Source organism: Streptomyces scabichelini, from assembly GCF_011045015.1.
GTDB lineage: Bacteria > Actinomycetota > Actinomycetes > Streptomycetales > Streptomycetaceae > Streptomyces > Streptomyces scabichelini.
The window spans coordinates 20,704-39,660 of the sequence record NZ_JAAKZY010000054.1 but is presented as its reverse complement, the minus strand read 5'-3'; the positions used below and the strand labels follow the sequence as shown (position 1 = coordinate 39,660).

Genomic DNA, 18,957 nt, shown 5'->3' with positions numbered 1-18,957 from the left:
CCCCTCCTTGTCGTGGTGCCGTCGCGGTGGCGTCGTGGGGCGAGTGAATGCGCTGGTGGGACGGGGACGTTCGTTTGTGGGGCACGCTTAGGGGAAGCGCTTGAGGCGAGCGCTCAAGGCAATCGCTTGAAGCGGGCCGTTACGGGGCGGGGACGTTGGGGCGCTCGGAGGCGATGGTCGTGTCCTCGCCATGACCGGTGTGGACGACCGTGTCGCCGGACAGGGTGAGCAGCCGATTGCGGATCGAGGCCTCGATGGTGGGCCGGTCGGAGTAGGAGCGGCCGGTGGCGCCCGGACCACCGTGGAAGAGGGTGTCCCCGGTGAAGACCGCGTCGAGGAACGGGGCGTGGAGCGAGCAACTGCCCCATGTGTGGCCAGGGGTGTGGATCACTTGGAGCTCGATCCCGGCGACGCCCAGAGTCCGCCCGTCGCTGAGCTCGCCGTCCGGCTTGCGGGCGGGGTGCGTGAACGACCACAACTCGTTGTCGTCGGGATGGAGGAGCACGGGAGCGCCGGTCAGGACGGAAAGCTCGGCCGCCGCGTCGATGTGGTCGTCGTGCGCGTGGGTGCACACGATGGCGGTGACATGGCGTCCCGCGACGGCCTCGTGGATCGTACGGGCGTCATGGGCGGCGTCGACGATCAGTACCTCTTCGTCGTCGCCGACCAGCCATACGTTGTTGTCGACGTCGAAGGTCTGGCCGTCGAGGCTGAACGTGCCGGAGGTGACGACGCGTTCGACGCGGACCGTGCCCCGGGCGGTCACAGAACCACCACCGAGCGGAGCACCTCGCCGCGGTGCATCTTCGCGAACGCCTCCTCGACCTCCTCGAGGGCGATGGTCTCGCTGACGAACGCGTTGAGGTCCAGCTGGCCGTACAGGTACTGGTCGATGAGGAACGGGAAGTCGCGGCTCGGCAGACAGTCGCCGTACCAGGACGACTTGATGGCACCGCCGCGGGAGAACAGGTCGATGAGCGGAAGGTCGATCCTCATCTCGGGGTCGGGGACACCGACCTGGACCAGCGTGCCCGCGTGGTCGCGCATGTAGAAGGCCTGTTTGTACGTCTCCGGGCGGCCGACCGCGTCGATGGCGATGTCGACGCCGAAGCCGCCGGTGAGTGCGCGGACAGCCTCGACGGGGTCCGTGCCGCGGGAGTTGACGGTGTGGGTGGCGCCGAACTTCTCCGCCTGGTCGAGCTTCTTGGCGTCGATGTCGACGGCGATGACCTTCATGGCCCCGTTCAGGCACGCGCCTGCGATCGCGGCGTTGCCGACGCCGCCGCAGCCGATGACAGCGACCGTGTCACCGCGGCCGACGTTGCCGGTGTTCACGGCCGCGCCATAGCCGGCCATCACACCGCAGCCGATCAGGCCCGCGGCCTCGGGACGGGCCGCCGGGTTGATCTTCACCGCCTGTCCGGCCGCGACCAGGGTCTTCTCCGCGAAGGCGCCGATGCCGAGCGCGTTGCTGAGCGGGGTGCCGTCGAGGAGTGTCATCGGCTGGGTGGCATTGCGCGAGTCGAAGCAGTACCAGGGGCGGCCGCGGCGACAGGAACGGCACGTGCCGCAGGGCGCACGCCAGGCGAGCACCACATAGTCGCCCGGTGCGAGGTCGGTGACGCCGTCGCCGACGGCCTCGATCGTGCCGGCCGCCTCATGACCCAGGAGGAACGGGAAGTCGTCGTTGATGGCGCCCTCCCGATAGTGCAGATCCGTGTGGCAGACACCGCAGGCCTGTACGGAGACGAGCACCTCACCCGGCCCGGGATCGGGTACCACGATTGTCTGCACCTCGACGGGTGCGCCCTTTTTGACAGCGACTACGGCACGGACCTCGTGTGGCACGACCAAGCTCCTCTGCTGTTGCGCAATGCACGATGGGTTGCGCTATGGGAGACATAGTGAGAACGCCGTCGAGGAGTCGTCAAGGGGTGCGGGTTAACCCTGGGCAAATGAAATCGGCCACACGAAATCTGGCCGACACACAGGAGCGCGGGGTCAGGTTTCCCTGACCCCGCGCTCAGCTTCGTGTTCGCCTCGCGTCCGGCTCGCGCCCCGGTCCGCGTTCCGTCAGAAGCCGTATCCCATCCGGCGCGACAGGTCGGTCGCGGCCTCCTCCGTGCGCTTGGCGAGCTCCGGCAGGCGGTCCGCGTCGAGCCGGTACACCGGCCCGGAGACGCTGAGCGCGCCGATCACCTTGCCGTCGTGCGCGCGCACCGGAGCGGCCGCCGCGGCCAGGCCCAGCTCCAGTTCCTCGACCGCGATCGAGTACCCCTGCTCGACGACGGTCTCCAGCTCGGCGCGCAGCGCTACCGTGCCGGTGATGGTGCGCTCCGTGAACCGTGGCAGCGATCTGGCCAGCAGACCTTCGCGCAGCGTCGGCGGCAGGTGGGCCAGCAGCACCTTGCCGCTGGACGTGGCGTGCAGCGGCGTGCGCCGGCCCAGCCAGTTCTGCGCGGTCACGGACGCGGCGCCGCGGGCCTGCATGATGTTGACGGCCGAATCGTCGTCGTGGACCGCGATGTTGACGGTCTCACCCAGCTCGTCCGCGAGCTCACGGCAGACGGGCGCGCCCTCCTGGGAGATGTCCAGACGCACTGCCGCCGCCCCCGCCAGGCGGAGTACGCCCGCACCCAGGTAGTACTTCCCGCGGTCCTTGGCCTGGGCCACCAGGCCGCGGTTCTCCAGCACACCGAGGAGCCGGAAGGCGGTGGACTTGTGCACCTCCAGCTCGTCGGCGATCTCGGTGACGCCCGCCTCGCCGAGCCGGGCGAGGATCTCCAGCACGCTCACCGCGCGGTCCACCGACTGGACGGCGCTCCCGGCGCCCCTGCTCTGCTTCTCCGGTGTCTCCTCGGTACGGTCAGCCTGCTTTTGCGTGCGGGTCATAAGTCAACTCTCACCACCTTGCGGCCCTGATTGGACCGCATCTGCGGGAAGCTCTTGACGCGAAGGGCATCCCGCGCGGATTCTGTTGCGCATAGCGCTCCCTCGTGCGCCATACGAAACATCATGTTACCGAAGAGTCCGAGACCGGCGTAGGTCCCGGACCAGACCGGACCTGACAGTCCCGGACCGAGGGTCCTGGACCGAGAGGGGGGCCCGTGATTCCCGTCTGCCGCCTTGATGACCTCCCCGAGGGCGAGTCCGTCCGTATCGACACGGCGCCGCCCATCGCCGTGTTCAATGCCGACGGCGAGTTGTACGCCATCGATGACACCTGCACCCACCAGGACGCCTCCCTCTCCGAGGGCTGGCTGGAGGGCTGTCTGGTCGAATGCCCGCTCCACGCCGCCTCATTCGATCTCCGCACCGGCCAGCCGACGTGCCTCCCCGCGCGCCGCGCCGTCCGCACCCACAGCGTCACCGTCGACGACGGCGTCGTATACGTCCACCAGGCGGCCCAGGAGGGAACGGCGGCATGAGAACCGTGACCGTCGTCGGCGCCTCCCTCTCGGGCATGTACGCCGCCCGCGAGCTGCGCGCCCAGGGGTTCGACGGACGACTGGTGATCGTCGGGGACGAACCGCACAGCCCGTACGACCGCCCGCCCTTGTCCAAGGACTTTCTCACCGGCCGGGCCGACGAGGACCAACTCGCCCTCACCGACGCCGAGGAGACCACCGAACTCGACGCCGAGTGGCTCCTCGGCGCACGCGCTCGCGGACTCGACGCCCGTGGCCGCACCGTACTCCTGGAAGACGGCCGCACCGTCTCCACCGACGGCGTGGTCATCGCCACCGGCGCCTCGGCCCGCAGACTGCCCGGCTGCGAGCTCGCCGGGGTGCACACCCTGCGCACCCTCGACGACGCCCGCGCCCTGCGCGCCGAACTGACCGCCGGCCCCCGCCAGGTCGTCGTCATCGGCGGCGGCTTCATCGGTGCCGAAACCGCCTCCTCGTGTGCCGCACTCGGCCACGACGTCACGGTCGTCGAAGCCGCACCGCTGCCGCTCGTACCCCAACTCGGCCCGGAGATGGCCGCCGCGTGCGCCGCACTGCACCGCCGCGGCGGGGTGGGCATGGTCACCGGCACCGGCGTCGCCGGGCTGCGCGGCACCATCGAGGTCACCGGCGTGGAACTCGCCGACGGCCGCACACTCCCCGCCGACGTCGTGATCGTCGGCATCGGCGCCACCCCCACCACCGACTGGCTGGCGGGCTCGACGCTCGCGCTGCACGACGGCGTCCTGTGCGACGACGGCTGTGTGACGGGGCTGCCGCAGGTGGTCGCCGTCGGAGACGTGGCCCGCGTCGGCGGCACCCGCGCCGAACACTGGACGTCCGCGACGGAACAACCCCGGGTCGCCGTGGCCAATCTGCTCGCCGGACGCACTGTCGAGACCACCCGATCGCTGCCCTACTTTTGGTCGGACCAGTACGGCGCACGCATCCAGTTCGCAGGCCGGCGCCAGGACGGGGACACGGTCCGTATCGCCGAAGGGGAACTCACCGACGGCGCACCGGCCGAGGGCGGGTTCCTCGCCCTGTACGAACGGGATGGCCGGATGACTGCCGTCCTCTCCGTGGACCGCCCACGTCCCTTCATGCGAGCGCGACGCGAACTCCTCCGCGGGGTGGACCGGGCACGGCCGGCCGTGGTCTGACTCTCAATGAACCCTCCCGTTTACTGGCACACCGCCGGACACGGTGAAAAATTCGATGATGAACTCCCTTTCCTCTCATGTAGGTTCAGGCTCGACCGGTTGTGCGAAGAGAGGAACTCTGCCGTGCGCACGCCCTACCGTCGTCTGACGACTCTCCTCGGGACAGTCGCGGCCTCCGCGTCGGTGCTCGTCCTGGGTACTGCCCCGGCACAGGCCGCCGGCAGCGTCTACGAGGCCTACAACTCCATCACCTCGCCGAGCGCGAAGACCGAGTTCGCCCAGGACGGCGAGATCCTCACCGCCCTGGACATGAAGAGGGACGGCCACGGCACCGCCGCCCAGTGGCGCTACAACTCGAGCTCCGCCACCCACTCGTACTACAACGGCAGCGGCTACGCCGTCGCCAAAAACTGGGATCTGTCCTTCGCGGAGGGCACCACCCTGCAGATCCGCGCCTGCCTCCAGGAAGGGTCCAGCGGCACCCCGTACAGCTGCGGCGGCTGGGAGTACGCCAAGGCCTGACCGTTCACACGTCGGCGAGCGGGCCGGCCCTTGGGCCCGCCGCTTTCGAGTTCGCAGGTCAGTACCGTCCTCGACGACCTTGGCCGCCTCAAGAGTGCGACAACTGCCCCGTCCCGCCCCGTCGGCGTATGCGCTCCTGAGCCCGCCCCGCGATACGCGCCTTCCGTCGCGCCCTGCGCCGCTCGCGCCGCAGGGACCGGGCGGTGCTGCTCGGTGCCGACACCACGCCGTTGCGCTGGTTCCACACCTGGCGGGTCACCCAGACGTCGAGCGCGGCCCACGTCGCCGCAACGGTGCTCGCGACGCTGCTGAGGACCATGGGGAACGCCAGCCATGATCCGGCGAGCGTGCTCAGGAAGGCCACCATCGCCTGGACCAGCGTGACGGCGATGACGATGACGGCCCGCACCGCGGACGTACGCACCGGATCGGGCAGCCGTGGCCTGCGCGCGGGCTCCTCGACCCACAACGGCCGGTAGTACGCCCGCTCTTCCTCCCGTTGCTCCTCCTGCGCCGGAATGTCGCGATCCGGCGCCTCTGTCTGGGCATCCCGCTCCGCCACCGCCGTTGCCCCGACGCTCAGCTGCGGTGCCTCCCGCCGCTCTGCTGTGCCCATCAACTCGTCACTCCCCACCGCCCAGCAGCCCCTCGCTTCGGTGTCACGAGGCGTCAACGTCCCACGGCTGCCCGGCTTGCGCCGTTTTATGCCACCTGGGTGCGGCATGCGGCGCCTGAGCCGATTCCGTCCCCAACTCCCATACATACAGACGATCGACGTACCCCGAAGATTCCCAGCGAACGAAAAATTTCAGCCAACTGACCAAGTTCCCTGACGGGTTGGCGTTCGGCGTTCTGTGCCACATTCGGGGAGGCAATCTCCCCCAATGAACGGACAACTGGGGATGTCTTGTTCCTGTCGCGACGGTGAAGCGGATGGAGTCCGTCCGGACGGCCCTTCGAGTTACCTGCCTCGCGGTAGTAGGCTCACGCCGTTTGTTGACGCACATGTGTACCCCCGTCCGGAGGGGGTCGAGCTGGGGGAGGCCATGCGCTTTCGCGGGAAGTCCATCCGCCGGAAGATCGTGGCGCTGCTCATCGTGCCGCTGGTGTCGCTGACTGCGATCTGGGGCTTCGCCACGGTACTCACCGGGCGCGAGGCAGGTGAGCTGTTCGACGCTTCGTCCGTCGTGGAGAAGGTCACCTATCCCACCGAGGACACCGTCCGCGTGCTGCAGCAGGAACGCCGCCAGGCCCTCGCCTATCTCGCCGACCCCCGCGCCTCCGACGGGCTCGCCGCACTCCGTCGCAGCCGGGCGGCCACCGACGACGCCATCGCCGAGATCCGCAGAAACGCCGAGAATTCCGACGTACGCGACGCGGTGGGCGAGGGCACCGGCGGTCGACTGACGGCCATGCTGGATTCCTTGGACGGCATCGAGCCGCTGCGCCGCAGCGTTGAAGAGGGCACACTCACCCGGGCCACGGCCCTGGAGCAGTACAACAACCTGGTCGAACCTTGCTTCGACGTGCTCTCGAACCTTCATGTGGTCGACGACGTGGAGATGGACAAGCAGGCCCGGGCCCTCGTCAACATCGCCTTCGCGCGCGAACTGCTCTCCCGAGAGGACGCCCTGCTCGGCTCGGCGCTGGTCGTCGGGAGGCTCTCCCCCGGCGAGGTCCGCGACATCTCCGACCTCGTGGCCCAGCGCGACCTGATGTACGACAGCAACCTGCCGCTGCTCCCCTCCGCGGAGCGCGAGCGCTACCAGCGTTTCTGGAGGAACGCCGCCACCGCCCCGCTGCGGGTGGCCGAACAGGCAGCCATCTCCTCCGGGTCCGGCAAGCCCCGTGGCGTCACCGCGAAGAGCTGGGACACCGAGGCCGGCAACGTGCTCGACGAGCTCGGCAAGCTCAACGACGAGGCGGGCGACCGCTATCAGGACCGCGTCAGCCCGGTAGCCGTCGGCGTCATCACCAAGGCGGCCATCGCCGGCGTCCTCGGCCTGATCGCCCTGCTGGTCTCGCTCTTCCTGTCCGTACGCATCGGCCGCGGCCTCATCCGTGACCTGCGTGGACTGCGCCTGGAGGCCCACGAGGCGTCCGGAGTGCGGCTGCCCAGCGTGATGCGCCGGCTCTCCGCGGGCGAACAGGTCGACGTGGAGACCGAGGTGCCGCGCCTCGAGTACGACAAGAACGAGATCGGCGAGGTCGGCCAGGCCCTCAACACGCTCCAGCGCGCCGCGGTCGAGGCAGCCGTCAAGCAGGCCGAACTGCGCGACGGCGTCTCCGAGGTCTTCGTGAACCTCGCCCGCCGCAGCCAGGTCCTGCTGCACAAGCAGCTCACCCTGCTCGACACCATGGAGCGCAGGACCGAGGACACCGACGAACTCGCCGATCTGTTCCGTCTCGACCACCTGACCACCCGCATGCGCCGCCACGCCGAGGGCCTGGTGATCCTTTCCGGTGCGGCGCCCTCCCGGCAGTGGCGCAAGCCCATCCAGCTGATGGACGTCGTCCGGGCCGCCGTCGCCGAGGTCGAGGACTACGAACGCATCGAGGTACGCCGACTGCCGCGTATGGCCGTCACCGGCCCCGCGGTCGCCGACCTCACCCACCTCGTGGCCGAACTCCTGGAGAACGCCACGGTGTTCTCGCCCCCGCACACCGCCGTGCAGGTGCTCGGCGAACGCGTTGCGAACGGCTTCACGCTGGAGATCCACGACCGCGGCCTGGGTATGGCCCCGGAAGCACTCCTCGACGCCAACCTGCGGCTCGCCGAGACTCCGGAGTTCGAGCTGTCGGACACCGACCGGCTCGGCCTGTTCGTGGTCAGCCGCCTCGCACAGCGGCAGAACGTACGCGTCTCCCTGCAGCCGTCCCCGTACGGCGGGACCACCGCCGTCGTGTTCATCCCGGACGCGCTGCTCACGGACGACGTGCCCGACACCAACGGCGTGGGCTTCCGGCTCGACCGGGCGCTTCCTTCGAAGGAGGGCGACGAGAGCCGCAAGTCCGCGCTCTCCCAGATACCCGTCCAGCTCCCGGGCCTGCCTGCTTCCATCCTGGACGGGCCGGTCGAACTGGAGGCTCCGGTCGAGATGGGGGGCCTCGACGGCTTCCCGGGCGACCTCGACGACGAGGACGGCGAGCGCGGCGGCATCTTCCGCCCGCGCCGCTCCATCGCCGGTGTCCCGGTGGAGCAGCACCAGCAGGCACGCGAGGCCCCGGGCGAGCCGGCTCGCCCGAGCGACGGCGACCACCCCGGCGAACCCGTGCCGCTCCCGCGCCGCAGGGCCCCGAAACTCGTCAGCTCCCACGGCCGCCCCGTGACCCAGACGAAGCCACGGCGCGTGGAGCCGTCGGAACGCGTGGGCGCCGAGGAGCCGATGGAAGCGGCGGAAGCGGCTGACGAGGCGCTCGAACGCCCGGGCGCGCTGGAAGAGCTGCCGAAGCGCTCGCGGGCCGCCAAGCGACTGCCGTCGCGTCGGGCGGCGGCGGACCCGCTGCCGGCCCGCCGTGACGAAGACGGTGAGGGGCCCGACACGGGCGCCGCCCCGGCGGACGGAGGCACCGAGCTTGGCAGGGCCACGGATCGTGGTGCCGAACTCGGCAGGGCCACGGATCATGGTGCCGAACTCGGCAAGATCCCGGACCGTGACGCCGATCCAACCGGCAGCACAGAACTGGCCGGCCGTGGCCCCGATTCGGCAGGCCGTCGCCCCGAGCCGGCCAACCGTGGCCCTGAGTTCGGCGCGGCGTCCACGCGCAGCCCCGAACGTACCGAAGCCTCTGCCCGAGGCGGTGAGCCCGGCGAAGCCCCACCGCTCCCCAAGCGCGCGTCACGTCGCGGTGGCGCGTCGGGCGGCAGCCGCCCCGGCACCCAGGCCCAGGCCGCCGGAGGCGGCGGCACGGGCCCGCTGCCCCGACGCGTACGGCAGGCCAATCTGGCCCCGCAGTTGAGGGACGGACCCGACCGGCGCACCGAGCGCGACGCGGCCCGCGCCGGGCAAGGCGCGGAGTTCACCGAGCGCGACGCCGACCAGGTGCGCAACCGCATGGCTTCGCTCCAGCGTGGCTGGCAGCGCGGCCGTGAGGAGAACGCCGCGGGCGACGAGGCCCAGGACGGCACAGCACAAGGAACGACTAAGGGGGACGGTCGATGACCGCACCGAAGGACGCCGGCCACATCAGGACCAACAGGGTGTCCGGCGAACTCAACTGGCTCCTCGACGACCTGGTGGAGCGCGTCGCCAGCATCCGCAAGGCGCTCGTGCTCTCCAGCGACGGTCTGCCCACGGGGGTCTCCCAGGACCTGACCAGAGAGGACAGCGAACACCTCGCCGCCGTCGCCTCCGGCTTCCACAGCCTCGCCAAAGGCGTCGGCCGCCACTTCGAGGCGGGCAGCGTCCGGCAGACGATCGTCGAGCTCGACGACGCGTTCCTGTTCGTCACGGCCGCGGGCGACGGCAGCTGCCTCGCCGTCCTCTCGGACTCCGACTCGGATGTCGGGCAGGTCGCGTACGAGATGACGTTGCTGGTCAAGAGGGTCGGCGTACATCTGGCCTCGGCTCCGCGCACCGATCTGCCCGCAGGCGGGTAGTGGGATGGCATGAGCGGAGACGGTCAGGGGATGTCCCACTGGTTCGACGACGAGGCCGGACCGGTGGTCCGTCCGTATGCCATGACACGCGGCCGCACCACCAGTGCGGGCCAGCACCGCCTCGACCTGATCGCGGTGGTCGTGACGGAACCGCACGCCGACGACCCGGAAGCGGGCCAGACGCTGTCCCCGGAGCACGAGGACATCGTCGAACTCTGTCGCGACGCCCCGCAGTCGGTCGCCGAACTCGCTGCCGAACTCGACCTCCCCATTGGAGTGGTACGTGTCCTGATAGGAGATCTCGTGGACGACGAAATGGTCCATGTGACCCGTCCGGTACCCCCCGCCGAACTGCCGGACGAGAGTATTCTGCGCGACGTGATCAGCGGGCTTCGGGCCCTGTGACCAGCGGCGCCTACGAGATTCGGGCGACGGACCGTCCGGCCCAGCCGGGCGCCGCTTCCACCAGCCCGGCGAGCCGGTCCCGGATGCCGTCGGGGAACGGGACGGCGCGGCCCGCCTCTTGATCCACGTGGAGCGCGAGCAGTTCCGTTGTGGCGACCGGGGTGGAGTCGGGGGCCGGATCGGCTCCCGGCGCGTCGGTCACGTACATCTCATGGGCGACATGCGCCTTCTTGGCGGCTGTCCCCAGGAGTCGGGTGCGAACTGCCAGATGGGCGCCCTCGGGCACGTCCCGCAGATAGCGGATGTGCGATTCCACCGTGTAGAGAGAGCAGCCGCTGTGCGCGCGGTACGCGGCGTCCAGCCCCGTCGCCTCCATCATCGCGTCCGTCGCGTGGCCGAAGATCAGGACGTAGAACGCCTCACTCAGGTGCCCGTTGTAGTCGATCCACTCGGGCCGCACGGTCTCGTGGAAGAGGGCGAGGCCCATCGGATTCATCGGTTGCATCGGATTCATCGGCGGCGTCGGCTGCATTGGCGGCATCGGGTTCATCGGGTGCCCGGCCCGGGCAGCCGGCCGGTGGCGCGCAGGATCTGGATGACGCCCTGATCGCGTTCCGCGACGAGATCGGCGATCGTACGGCCGTCCGAGGCGTCCTCGCAGCCCGCAACCACGGCGTCGTAGAGCGCCCGGTCCAGCTCGGGGGCCTCCAGACGGGTCCACGGGGACTTCAGGGACGGACCGAAGTGGTCCAGCATGTGGGCCATACCACCCTCTCCGCCCGCCAGGGCGAAGGTGAGCATCGGGCCCATGAACGCCCAGCGCAGACCGGGCCCTTCGGTGATGGAGAGGTCGATCTCGCGCACCGTCGCCTCGCCGTTGGCGACCATGTGCAGGGCCTCCCGCCACAGCGCTTCCTGGAGGCGGTTGGCGATGAAGCCGGGAACCTCCCGTTCCATGGTGATGACGGACTTGCCCGCCTCCTCGTAGAAGCGGGAGGCCCATGCCACGGCTGCCCGGTCCGTGTGCTCGCCGCCGACGACCTCGACGAGCGGGATGAGGTACGGCGGATTGAAGGGGTGGCCGACGACCAGCCGGCCAGGAGTGACGGCCTCGGTCTGCATGTCGGTCATCGGGTAGCCGGAGGTGGAGGAGGCGATGACGACCCCGGCAGGTGTCGCCATGTCGAGCTTCGTCAGTAGCTCCCGCTTGAGATCGAGCTTCTCCGGGGCGCTCTCCTGCACGAACTGGGCCTCGGACACCGCCTCTTCGAGCGTCGCGGTGACGGTGAGGCGGTCCGGGGAGGCGCCCGGTGCGAGGCCCAGCTGTACCAGTGCGGGCCAGGCTGCGTCGACGAGCCGACGCAGCCGCGGCTCGGCATCGGGCGCCGGGTCCCAGGCGGTGACGTCGTAGCCGCGGGCCAGGAAGTGGGCGGCCCAGCCGCCGCCGATGACTCCGGCGCCGATGCAGGCCACCCTGCGGACGTCCTCGGGGGCGGTCCGTGCCTCGGAGATGTCTGAAGTCTCAGTCACTTAGGGCTCCTGAACGTGGGTGACTGCTGTGCGAGTGATTGCTGTGAGCTGATTGCGGTGAATTGATCGCCGTGAAGTGACTGCTGCGGTGCCGCGCTGCCGTGGTGCTGGGCTGTTGTGGTGCTGCGCTGCCGTGGGCGACTGCGCCGTGGTGCTGTGCGGCCCACGGGTCAGCCGCGGGGTTTGAGGCCGAGCTTGAGGCGCGCGTCGTCCGGCGTCGCGACCCGCGCTCCCATTGCCTCGACGATCGTCACCGCGCGCTCCACCAGCTGCGCGTTGGTCGCCTTGACACCCTTGCCCAGATAGAGGTTGTCCTCCAGGCCGACCCGTACATGCCCGCCGAGCAGGACCGACTGCGCCACCCACGGCATCTGCATCCGCCCCAGGGCGAAGCTGGCCCACTGGGCGCCGTCCGGCAGCATGTTGACCATCGACTGAAGTACGCCCGGATCGGCGGGCGCGCCCCACGGGATGCCCATGCAGAGCTGGAACACGCTCGGATCGTCCAGCAGCCCCTCGACGAGCAACTGCTTGGCGAACCAGAGATGCCCGGTGTCGAAGATCTCCAACTCGGGCCGCACTCCCAGCTCCTGGATGCGCTTCGCCCCCGTACGGAGCATGTCGGGAGTGGAGACGTAGAGGTTGGAGCCGTCGCCGAAGTTGAGGGATCCGCAGTCCAGGGTGCAGATGTCGGGCAGCAGGTCCTCGACGTGCGGCAGCCGGTCGAGCCCGCCGACGAGGTCCGTGCCCGGCAGGTGACGCAGCGGCTCCTCCGGGTCGATGACCAGATCACCACCCATGCCCGCGGTCAGATTGATGACGACGTCGGTACCGGTCTCCTTGACGCGCTCGACGACCTCCCGGTACAGCCGCGGGTCACGGGAGGGCGCGCCGGTCTCCGGATCCCGTACATGGATGTGCACCACAGCCGCCCCGGCGTCGGCGGCCTCCACGGCGGAGCGGGCGATCTGTTCCGGGGTCACGGGCACGTGCGGGCTCTTGCGCACGGTGTCGCCCGCACCGGTGAGGGCGCAGGTGATGATGACGTCCTGGTTCATGGACATGCCGATTCCTCCTCTGGGCTGGCGAGCATCAGCGAGAGCCAGTGATCGCATGATGAAGCCTCATTGCATATAGCGAACACGAGCATATAGCGAACATGAGCCCTGAAGTTTCGTACGTCAAGGGCGCCTGGTCGCAGACGGGGCCCGCTCGCGTCGCCGCACGGCCTCCGAAGCGCGGCTCAGATGGCCCGTGCCGCTCGGGCGACGTCGTCCGCCGCCGCCCGCGCCAGCACGCCCAGCGCCGGGAAACGGGACGCGGGCACCCGGTCCCGCGGCCCCCAGATGCTGACGACGGCGAACGGCCGATCGTGATTGCCGAGGACGGGCGCGGAGACCCCGTACAGGTTTCGCTCCATCTCGCCCGCGCAGACGCTGTAACCGCGCTCCCTCGTCTCGGCCAGCTCCGTGCGCAGCCGCGCCCGGTCGGAGATGGTCGTGTCGGTGTACGTCGACAGCGGCTCGGCCAGCAGCGACTCCGCCTCCTCCGGAGGCAGCCAGGCCAGCAGGGCCTTCCCCGTCGAGGTGGCGTGCAGGGGAGCCTGCCGTCCGAGCCACTTGGCGCTGAGAACCACCGGGGGAGTCACCTCGTCGATGTACGTCAGGCCGAGCTGCTGCACCACCGCGAGGTTGGCCGTCTCCCCCGTCTGCTCACTGACCTGCCGCAGAATGCCGTGGGCGCGGCGGATGAGGCCGTCGAAACCGGCGGCCGAAGCCATCCGGGCGACCGCGAAACCAATGGTGTAACGGCTGGTCAACGGGTTCCGCTCGACGAGTCCGTACTGCTCCATGGTGGACAGCAGTCGCCACGCCGTGGCGCGGTTGAGCCCGCAGCGGCCGGCGAGATTCGTGGCAGTCTCTCCGTCCGGCGCGCTGTCGGCCGTCGCTTCGAGCAGAGAGATGGCCCGCTCCAAGGACTGCACTCTGCCCGACGCCCCACCCTTCTCGTCGGTGATTTCCACGGCGTTCTCCATAGCGTTCTCCACGGCGTCCTCATCAGTGGCGGCATCCGCGCGATGCGGCTTGCGGTTGCGCATTTTCCTTGGGCTCCTGAGGGTCGGCCTTGACCGGCTTGAGCGCGAATCCCTATGGTCTCATTATCTGTGCAGCCATCGCGCTATGTGAACGCATCCGCGATCTGAAGTCGAGGCCAGCCATGCCTGACAGCCATGTACCCGCCTCCCACGAACCGCTCATCCACCACCGTGCCGAGTACCGCCTGTGCTGCCTGGCTCTGCCCCGGTCGGCCGTCGCGGAGGAGGCGAGCCGCGTATGAACCACGGCATCGTCACGCCGTACGAGGGCCACGGGCACCCTGGCTGGGACCCGGCCACCCCCGTTCCCGCCCCGCTCACCCCGCACCGGACCACCGTCGTCCGCGACTGGGTGGACTACAACGGCCACCTCAGCGAGTCCTGCTTCCTGCTGGTCTTCGGCGACAGCTCGGACGCTTTCTTCCGCTACGTCGGTGTGGACGAGCGGTACCGGGCGGAGGGCCGCTCCCTCTACACCGTGGAAACCCACCTCCACCATCTCGGCGAGGCGAGCGAAGGTGATCCGCTGCGGCTCACGCTTCAGCTTCTCGACGCTGACGAGAAACGCCTGCACCTCTTCCACGCGATGCACCACGACACCACGGGAGAACTGCTCGCCACTGCCGAGCAGATGCTGCTGCACGTGGACACCACGGCAGGGCGCGTGACCCCGTTCCCGCCCGAGCTCGGGCGGCGTCTGCGAGCCGTGCGGGCGGCACACGCCCACCTTCCCGTGCCGGATCCGGTCGGGCATGTCATGGGGATCCCGCGCAAGCCGCCCACCTCCTGAGCCACTCGCCCTCCGCGAACCGCCGCCCACCCACCGTCGGCTGAAAGATGGAGACGCCCCATGGACTTCGGACTCACGCCCGAGCAGGACCTCGTCGTCGACACCGTCCGCGCCTTCGCGGAGACCGAGTTGTACCCGTACGAGGACGAGGTCGAGCGCCTCGACGCGGTGCCCCCCGAACTCGCCGCACAGATCAGGAAGAAGGCCATCGACGCCGGACTGTACGCCGCCAACATGCCCGAGGAACTGGGCGGCGGCGGCCTCGACCCGATCACGCTGACCCTCGCAGAGCGCGAACTGGGGCGCGCCTCCTACGCGTTGCAGATGCTGGTCGCCCGCCCCAGCAACATCCTCCAGGGCTGTACCGGCGATCAGATCCACACGTATCTGCTGCCCACGATCCGGGGTGAACGGCACGACTGCCTCGCCATGACGGAGCCGGGCGCCGGTTCGGACGTGCGCTCGATGCGGACGCGCGCCGAGCGCAAGGGCGGCGACTACGTCATCAACGGAACCAAGCACTTCATCAGTCACGCCGACACCGCCGACTTCGTCATCCTCTTCGCCGTCACCGGTACGGAAACGACTCCGCGCGGGCCGCGGGGCCTCATCAGCGCGTTCCTCGTCGACAAGGCGACCCCGGGGCTCGAGGTGCGCCAAGGCTCGGGGAGCGTGTCGCACCGCGGGTACCACCAGTGCGAGCTGTCCTTCACGGACTGCCGCATCCCTGCCGGGCAGTTGCTCGGCGAGGAAGGCAGGGGCCTGGAGCTGATGACCGAGTGGCTGGGGGCGAGCCGGCTCACCGTGGCCGCGACCAGCGTCGGCCGCGGGCGACGCGTTCTGGAAGCCGCCGTGCGCTGGGCCGCTGAACGTGAGCAGTTCGGACAACCGATAGGCCGCTTCCAGGGGACCGGCTTCAAACTCGCCGACATGGCCACCGACCTGGAGGCCTCGGAACTCCTCACGCTGCTGGCCGCCTGGAAACTGAGCCGGGGACGGATGACGGACCAGGACGCCGCCATGGCCAAACTCCACGCGTCCGAAGCGCTCGGCCGTATCACCGACCATGCGGTCCAGATCTTCGGCGGTATGGGGCTCATGGACGAGATGCCCATCGAACGCCACTGGCGCGACGCTCGGGTGGAGCGCATCTGGGACGGCACCAGCGAGATCCAACGGCACATCATCTCCCGGTCACTGCTGCGCCCGCACGGGGCCTGAGGGAGGAACAGCTGATGACGTCGACCCTTCCCGGAGCCGGAGCCGGAGCCGGAGCCGGAGCTGGGACTGAGGCCGGGGCTGGGGCAGAAGCCCTCTCCGCCCGCGCCCGCAACCTGCACCGACTGCTCAAGCCGCGCCACATCGCCGTGTTCGGCGGGCGGCGGGCCGCGGAAGTCGTCCGCCAGTGCCGGCGCATCGGATTCGACGGCGAGATCTGGCCGGTGCACCCCACCCGCCGCACGGTCGAGGGGCTGCCCTGTTACCCCGAGGCGGACGCCCTGCCCGAACCGCCGGACGCGAGCTTCGTGGCGGTATCGCGCGAACCGACCATCGAGATCGTCTCCGCGCTCGCCCGCCGCGGCGCGGGCGGCGTGGTCTGCTACGCGTCCGGCTTCGCCGAGGCCGGCGGGTCCGGGATCGAGCTCCAGCACCGGCTGGTGGAGGCGGCGGGCGACCTGGCGGTCATCGGCCCCAACTGCTACGGCGTCCTCAACTACCTGGACGGCGCGGCGCTCTGGCCCGACGAGCACGGCGGTGTACGGACCGGTCGCGGCGCCGCGATCATCACCCAGAGCGGCAACATCGGCCTCAACCTGACCATGCAGCGGCGCTCGCTGCCCCTGGCGTACCTGATCACCATGGGCAATGGCGCAGGTCTGCGGCTCCACGAGGTGGTCGACGGCCTGCTCGACGACCCGCGAGTGAGCGCGATCGGGTTGCATATCGAGGGCCTGGAGGACGTGGTGGGCTTCTCGCGGGTCGCCCTGAAAGCCCTGGAACGGCGCATACCGCTGGTCGCGCTGAAAGCCGGAAGTTCGGAACTCGGGGCACGGACGGCGCTGAGCCACACCAGTTCGCTGGCCGGCTCGGACGCGCTGTACGAGACCCTGTTCCGTCGCATGGGCGTGGCCAGGGTCCGCGATCTGCCGGGGCTGCTCGAAACGCTGAAGTTCTTCGCCGTGCACGGCGCGCTGCCGGGGGCTCGGATCGCCTCGGCGAGCTGCTCGGGCGGTGAGGCCTCCCTGGTGGCCGACCTGGCCCAGCCACGCGGAGTGGAACTGCCCCGGTTCCCCGCGCGGGTGACGGATCGCCTGGGTGCGGTACTCGGCGACCGGGTCGCCCTCGCCAACCCGCTCGACTACCACACGTACATCTGGGGAGAGCGGGCCGCGCTGACCGAGTGCTTCGACGCCGTGCTGGGGGCCGGCTTCGACGCGTACCTGCTGGTGCTCGATCTGCCACGGGCGGCGCCCGCCCGGCCGCGCGCGGATCCCGCTGATCGCGTGGATCCGTTGCCTGATCGCGCGGATCCGTCGCCCGGGCAGAGCCCGACGCCCTGGGAGACGGCCGTGGAGGCGCTGGTCTCCGCGCACCGCCGGACCCCCGCGACCGCCTGTCTGGTCGGCACGCTTCCCGAAGGGCTGCCGGAGGAGGCGGGCGCGCGGCTGCTGGCCGAGGGCATCGCCCCCATGCAGGGACTCACCGAATGCCTGGACGCCGTCGCGGCCGCCGCCGCCATCGGCGCCGCACAGGCCGGGGTCCACGCCATCCGGCCGCTTACGGCCCCACCGGTTCTGACCCTGGGCGACGGCGGCGGGGCACGCATGCTCGACGAGTGGGAGGGCAAGCGCGCTCTGGCCGCCAGGGGAGTCCGGGTACCCGAGGGCGGGGCGGTCACCGGAACCGACGAGGCGGTTCGGCGTGCCCGGGAACTCGGGTTTCCCGTAGTTCTCAAGGCCGTCTCGGCGTCCCTGGCACACAAGACGGAGGCCGGCGCCGTACGGCTGGATCTGACGAGCCCCGATGAGGTCCGGCTGGCCGCGACGGAGATGCGTCGACGCGGGCTGCCGGATCGCTTGCTGGTCGAACGCATGCTCCGCGACCCGGTCGCCGAACTGATCGTCGGCGTCCACCGGGACCCGCAGTTCGGCCAGGCGCTGACCCTGGGCGCAGGCGGGACCGCGGTGGAACTCCTCCGAGACACGGCCATCCTGCTGCTTCCGGCCTCCCGGCAGGAGATCCGCACCGCACTCGGCTCGCTGCGGACCTGGCCGCTCCTCGACGGCTACCGCGGCCGCCCGAAGGGCGACATCGAAGCGGTCCTGGACGCGGTGACCGGCATCGCCGAGTACGCCCGCGACCACGCCGCCGAACTTACGGAACTGGAGGTCAACCCGCTGCTGGTGATGCCTGAGGGGTCCGGTGCGTACGCAGTCGACGTACTCGTCCGGCTGACGGACTCCGAGCCCACGGCGGATGAGCCGGAGCACACGAGTGACGAGCCTGAAAAGGACCACACCCATGGCTGACCACGACGTTCCCAGCACCCCGAAGGACCGCGCACCCACCGCCACCGCATCCCCGGAGGTCCGCGTATCCACCCCCACCCCCGGCGTCCTCGTCATCACCCTCGACCGCCCCAAGGCGAACGCCGTGGACGTCGCCACCAGTCGGCGACTCCACGCGGCATTCGAACGACTGCACACCGACCCCGAGCTGCGCGTCGGCGTGATCACCGGAGCGGGCGAGCGCTTCTTCTCCGCCGGCTGGGACCTGAAGGCCGCCGCGGCCGGCGAACCCGTCGACGCCGACCACGGCCCGGGCGGTTTCGCCGGGCTGACCGAGTTCTTCAGCCTGGACAAGCCGGTCATCGCCGCCGTCAACGGCCTCGCCCTCGGTGGAGGCTTCGAACTCGCCCTGGCCGCCGACCTGATCGTGGCCGCCGAACACGCCGAGTTCGCCCTGACCGAGGCGACACTCGGCCTCGTGCCCGACTCGGGCGGCGTGCTGCGGCTGCCCCGGCGCCTGCCGCGGGCCATCGCCACCGAACTCCTGCTCACCGGCCGACGCATGCCCGCCCCGGAAGCGGCCCGCTGGGGACTCGTCAACGAGGTGGTGCCCGGAGACCGGCTGCAGAACGCCGCCCTGGACCTGGCCGACCGGATCCGTCGCAGTGCACCCCTGGCCGTCGCCGCCGTCAAGGAGATCACCCGGCGGACGGAAGGACAGGGCATCGAGGACGCCTTCGACACGCTCCGCGGTCCCGGCATGCCGCACTACCGGGCCGTACTCGCCTCGCAGGACGCCCTGGAGGGACCCAGGGCCTTCGCCGAGCGGCGACCTCCGCTCTGGACCGGACGCTGAGGCGCCCGACCCCGTTATGATCTGACCCGTCGTCGATCGGC

18 protein-coding genes are annotated in these 18,957 nt (G+C 70.3%); 10 read left to right on the top strand and 8 right to left on the bottom strand.

Annotated features, from left to right (window positions below; all coding sequences use genetic code 11):
• Positions 1–139: 139 nt before the first annotated feature.
• The 3 genes from G5C60_RS18875 to G5C60_RS18865 form a co-directional block, all read right to left on the bottom strand.
• Positions 140–766, bottom strand: coding sequence for an MBL fold metallo-hydrolase (locus G5C60_RS18875; RefSeq protein WP_165260737.1), 627 nt, complete (start codon positions 764–766; stop codon positions 140–142).
• Positions 763–1,848 (bottom strand): S-(hydroxymethyl)mycothiol dehydrogenase, encoded by a 1,086-nt coding sequence (locus tag G5C60_RS18870; protein WP_165260735.1) that lies wholly within the window; start codon positions 1,846–1,848, stop codon positions 763–765. The genes G5C60_RS18875 and G5C60_RS18870 overlap by 4 nt, the downstream gene beginning before the upstream one ends.
• 225 nt (positions 1,849–2,073) lie before the next feature.
• The gene (locus tag G5C60_RS18865; protein ID WP_165260733.1) at positions 2,074–2,892 is read right to left on the bottom strand and encodes an IclR family transcriptional regulator; all 819 of its coding nucleotides are present in this window, start codon (positions 2,890–2,892) and stop codon (positions 2,074–2,076) included.
• 215 nt (positions 2,893–3,107) lie between these two features.
• Here G5C60_RS18865 and G5C60_RS18860 point away from each other — a divergent pair, with 215 nt between their 5' ends.
• The 3 genes from G5C60_RS18860 to G5C60_RS18850 all read left to right on the top strand — a co-directional run bounded on the left by G5C60_RS18860 (position 3,108) and on the right by G5C60_RS18850 (position 5,131).
• Complete coding sequence (locus G5C60_RS18860; RefSeq protein WP_165260731.1) at positions 3,108–3,428, top strand: bifunctional 3-phenylpropionate/cinnamic acid dioxygenase ferredoxin subunit; 321 nt, start codon at positions 3,108–3,110, stop codon at positions 3,426–3,428.
• Positions 3,425–4,609 (top strand): NAD(P)/FAD-dependent oxidoreductase, encoded by a 1,185-nt coding sequence (locus tag G5C60_RS18855; RefSeq protein WP_206439696.1) that lies wholly within the window; start codon positions 3,425–3,427, stop codon positions 4,607–4,609. The genes G5C60_RS18860 and G5C60_RS18855 overlap by 4 nt, the downstream gene beginning before the upstream one ends.
• Before the next feature lie 123 nt (positions 4,610–4,732).
• Positions 4,733–5,131: a hypothetical protein gene (locus tag G5C60_RS18850; RefSeq protein WP_165260729.1), complete on the top strand. Its 399-nt coding sequence runs from the start codon at positions 4,733–4,735 to the stop codon at positions 5,129–5,131.
• 88 nt (positions 5,132–5,219) lie between these two features.
• Here G5C60_RS18850 and G5C60_RS18845 read toward each other — a convergent pair whose 3' ends face one another.
• The gene (locus G5C60_RS18845; RefSeq protein ID WP_165260727.1) at positions 5,220–5,747 is read right to left on the bottom strand and encodes a hypothetical protein; all 528 of its coding nucleotides are present in this window, start codon (positions 5,745–5,747) and stop codon (positions 5,220–5,222) included.
• A 430-nt stretch (positions 5,748–6,177) separates the two neighbouring features.
• Here G5C60_RS18845 and G5C60_RS18840 point away from each other — a divergent pair, with 430 nt between their 5' ends.
• From G5C60_RS18840 to G5C60_RS18830, 3 genes are read left to right on the top strand one after another with little or no spacing between them, the layout of a single operon-like run.
• Positions 6,178–9,294, top strand: coding sequence for a sensor histidine kinase (locus G5C60_RS18840; protein WP_165260725.1), 3,117 nt, complete (start codon positions 6,178–6,180; stop codon positions 9,292–9,294).
• Positions 9,291–9,731, top strand: coding sequence for a roadblock/LC7 domain-containing protein (locus tag G5C60_RS18835; RefSeq protein WP_165260723.1), 441 nt, complete (start codon positions 9,291–9,293; stop codon positions 9,729–9,731). Before G5C60_RS18840 ends, G5C60_RS18835 begins: the two co-directional genes overlap by 4 nt.
• 9 nt (positions 9,732–9,740) lie before the next feature.
• On the top strand, positions 9,741–10,136 hold the full coding sequence (locus tag G5C60_RS18830) for a DUF742 domain-containing protein (RefSeq protein WP_165260721.1): 396 nt from the start codon (positions 9,741–9,743) through the stop codon (positions 10,134–10,136).
• 10 nt (positions 10,137–10,146) lie between these two features.
• Here G5C60_RS18830 and G5C60_RS18825 read toward each other — a convergent pair whose 3' ends face one another.
• From G5C60_RS18825 to G5C60_RS18810, 4 genes are all read right to left on the bottom strand, one after another.
• Entirely contained in the window at positions 10,147–10,632 is a 486-nt protein-coding gene (locus tag G5C60_RS18825) for a thioesterase family protein (RefSeq protein ID WP_241266905.1), read from the bottom strand.
• Between the two features lie 50 nt (positions 10,633–10,682).
• Positions 10,683–11,666 (bottom strand): 3-hydroxyacyl-CoA dehydrogenase NAD-binding domain-containing protein, encoded by a 984-nt coding sequence (locus G5C60_RS18820; RefSeq protein WP_338145862.1) that lies wholly within the window; start codon positions 11,664–11,666, stop codon positions 10,683–10,685.
• 170 nt (positions 11,667–11,836) lie between these two features.
• Positions 11,837–12,730 (bottom strand): beta-keto acid cleavage family enzyme, encoded by an 894-nt coding sequence (locus tag G5C60_RS18815; RefSeq protein WP_206439695.1) that lies wholly within the window; start codon positions 12,728–12,730, stop codon positions 11,837–11,839.
• Positions 12,731–12,909: 179 nt separating this feature from the next.
• A complete protein-coding gene (locus G5C60_RS18810; RefSeq protein WP_241266904.1) occupies positions 12,910–13,764 on the bottom strand; it encodes an IclR family transcriptional regulator in 855 nt (284 codons plus the stop codon).
• Positions 13,765–13,999: 235 nt separating this feature from the next.
• Here G5C60_RS18810 and G5C60_RS18805 point away from each other — a divergent pair, with 235 nt between their 5' ends.
• From G5C60_RS18805 to G5C60_RS18790, 4 genes are read left to right on the top strand one after another with little or no spacing between them, the layout of a single operon-like run.
• Positions 14,000–14,551 (top strand): thioesterase family protein, encoded by a 552-nt coding sequence (locus G5C60_RS18805; protein WP_165260717.1) that lies wholly within the window; start codon positions 14,000–14,002, stop codon positions 14,549–14,551.
• 60 nt (positions 14,552–14,611) lie between these two features.
• Positions 14,612–15,772, top strand: coding sequence for an acyl-CoA dehydrogenase family protein (locus G5C60_RS18800; RefSeq protein ID WP_165260715.1), 1,161 nt, complete (start codon positions 14,612–14,614; stop codon positions 15,770–15,772).
• A gap of 14 nt (positions 15,773–15,786) precedes the next feature.
• Positions 15,787–18,081, top strand: a complete 2,295-nt coding sequence (locus G5C60_RS18795) for an acetate--CoA ligase family protein (protein ID WP_165260713.1) — start codon at positions 15,787–15,789, stop codon at positions 18,079–18,081.
• Positions 18,074–18,916, top strand: coding sequence for an enoyl-CoA hydratase-related protein (locus G5C60_RS18790; protein ID WP_165260711.1), 843 nt, complete (start codon positions 18,074–18,076; stop codon positions 18,914–18,916). The genes G5C60_RS18795 and G5C60_RS18790 overlap by 8 nt, the downstream gene beginning before the upstream one ends.
• The last annotated feature ends 41 nt before the right edge of the window (positions 18,917–18,957 follow it).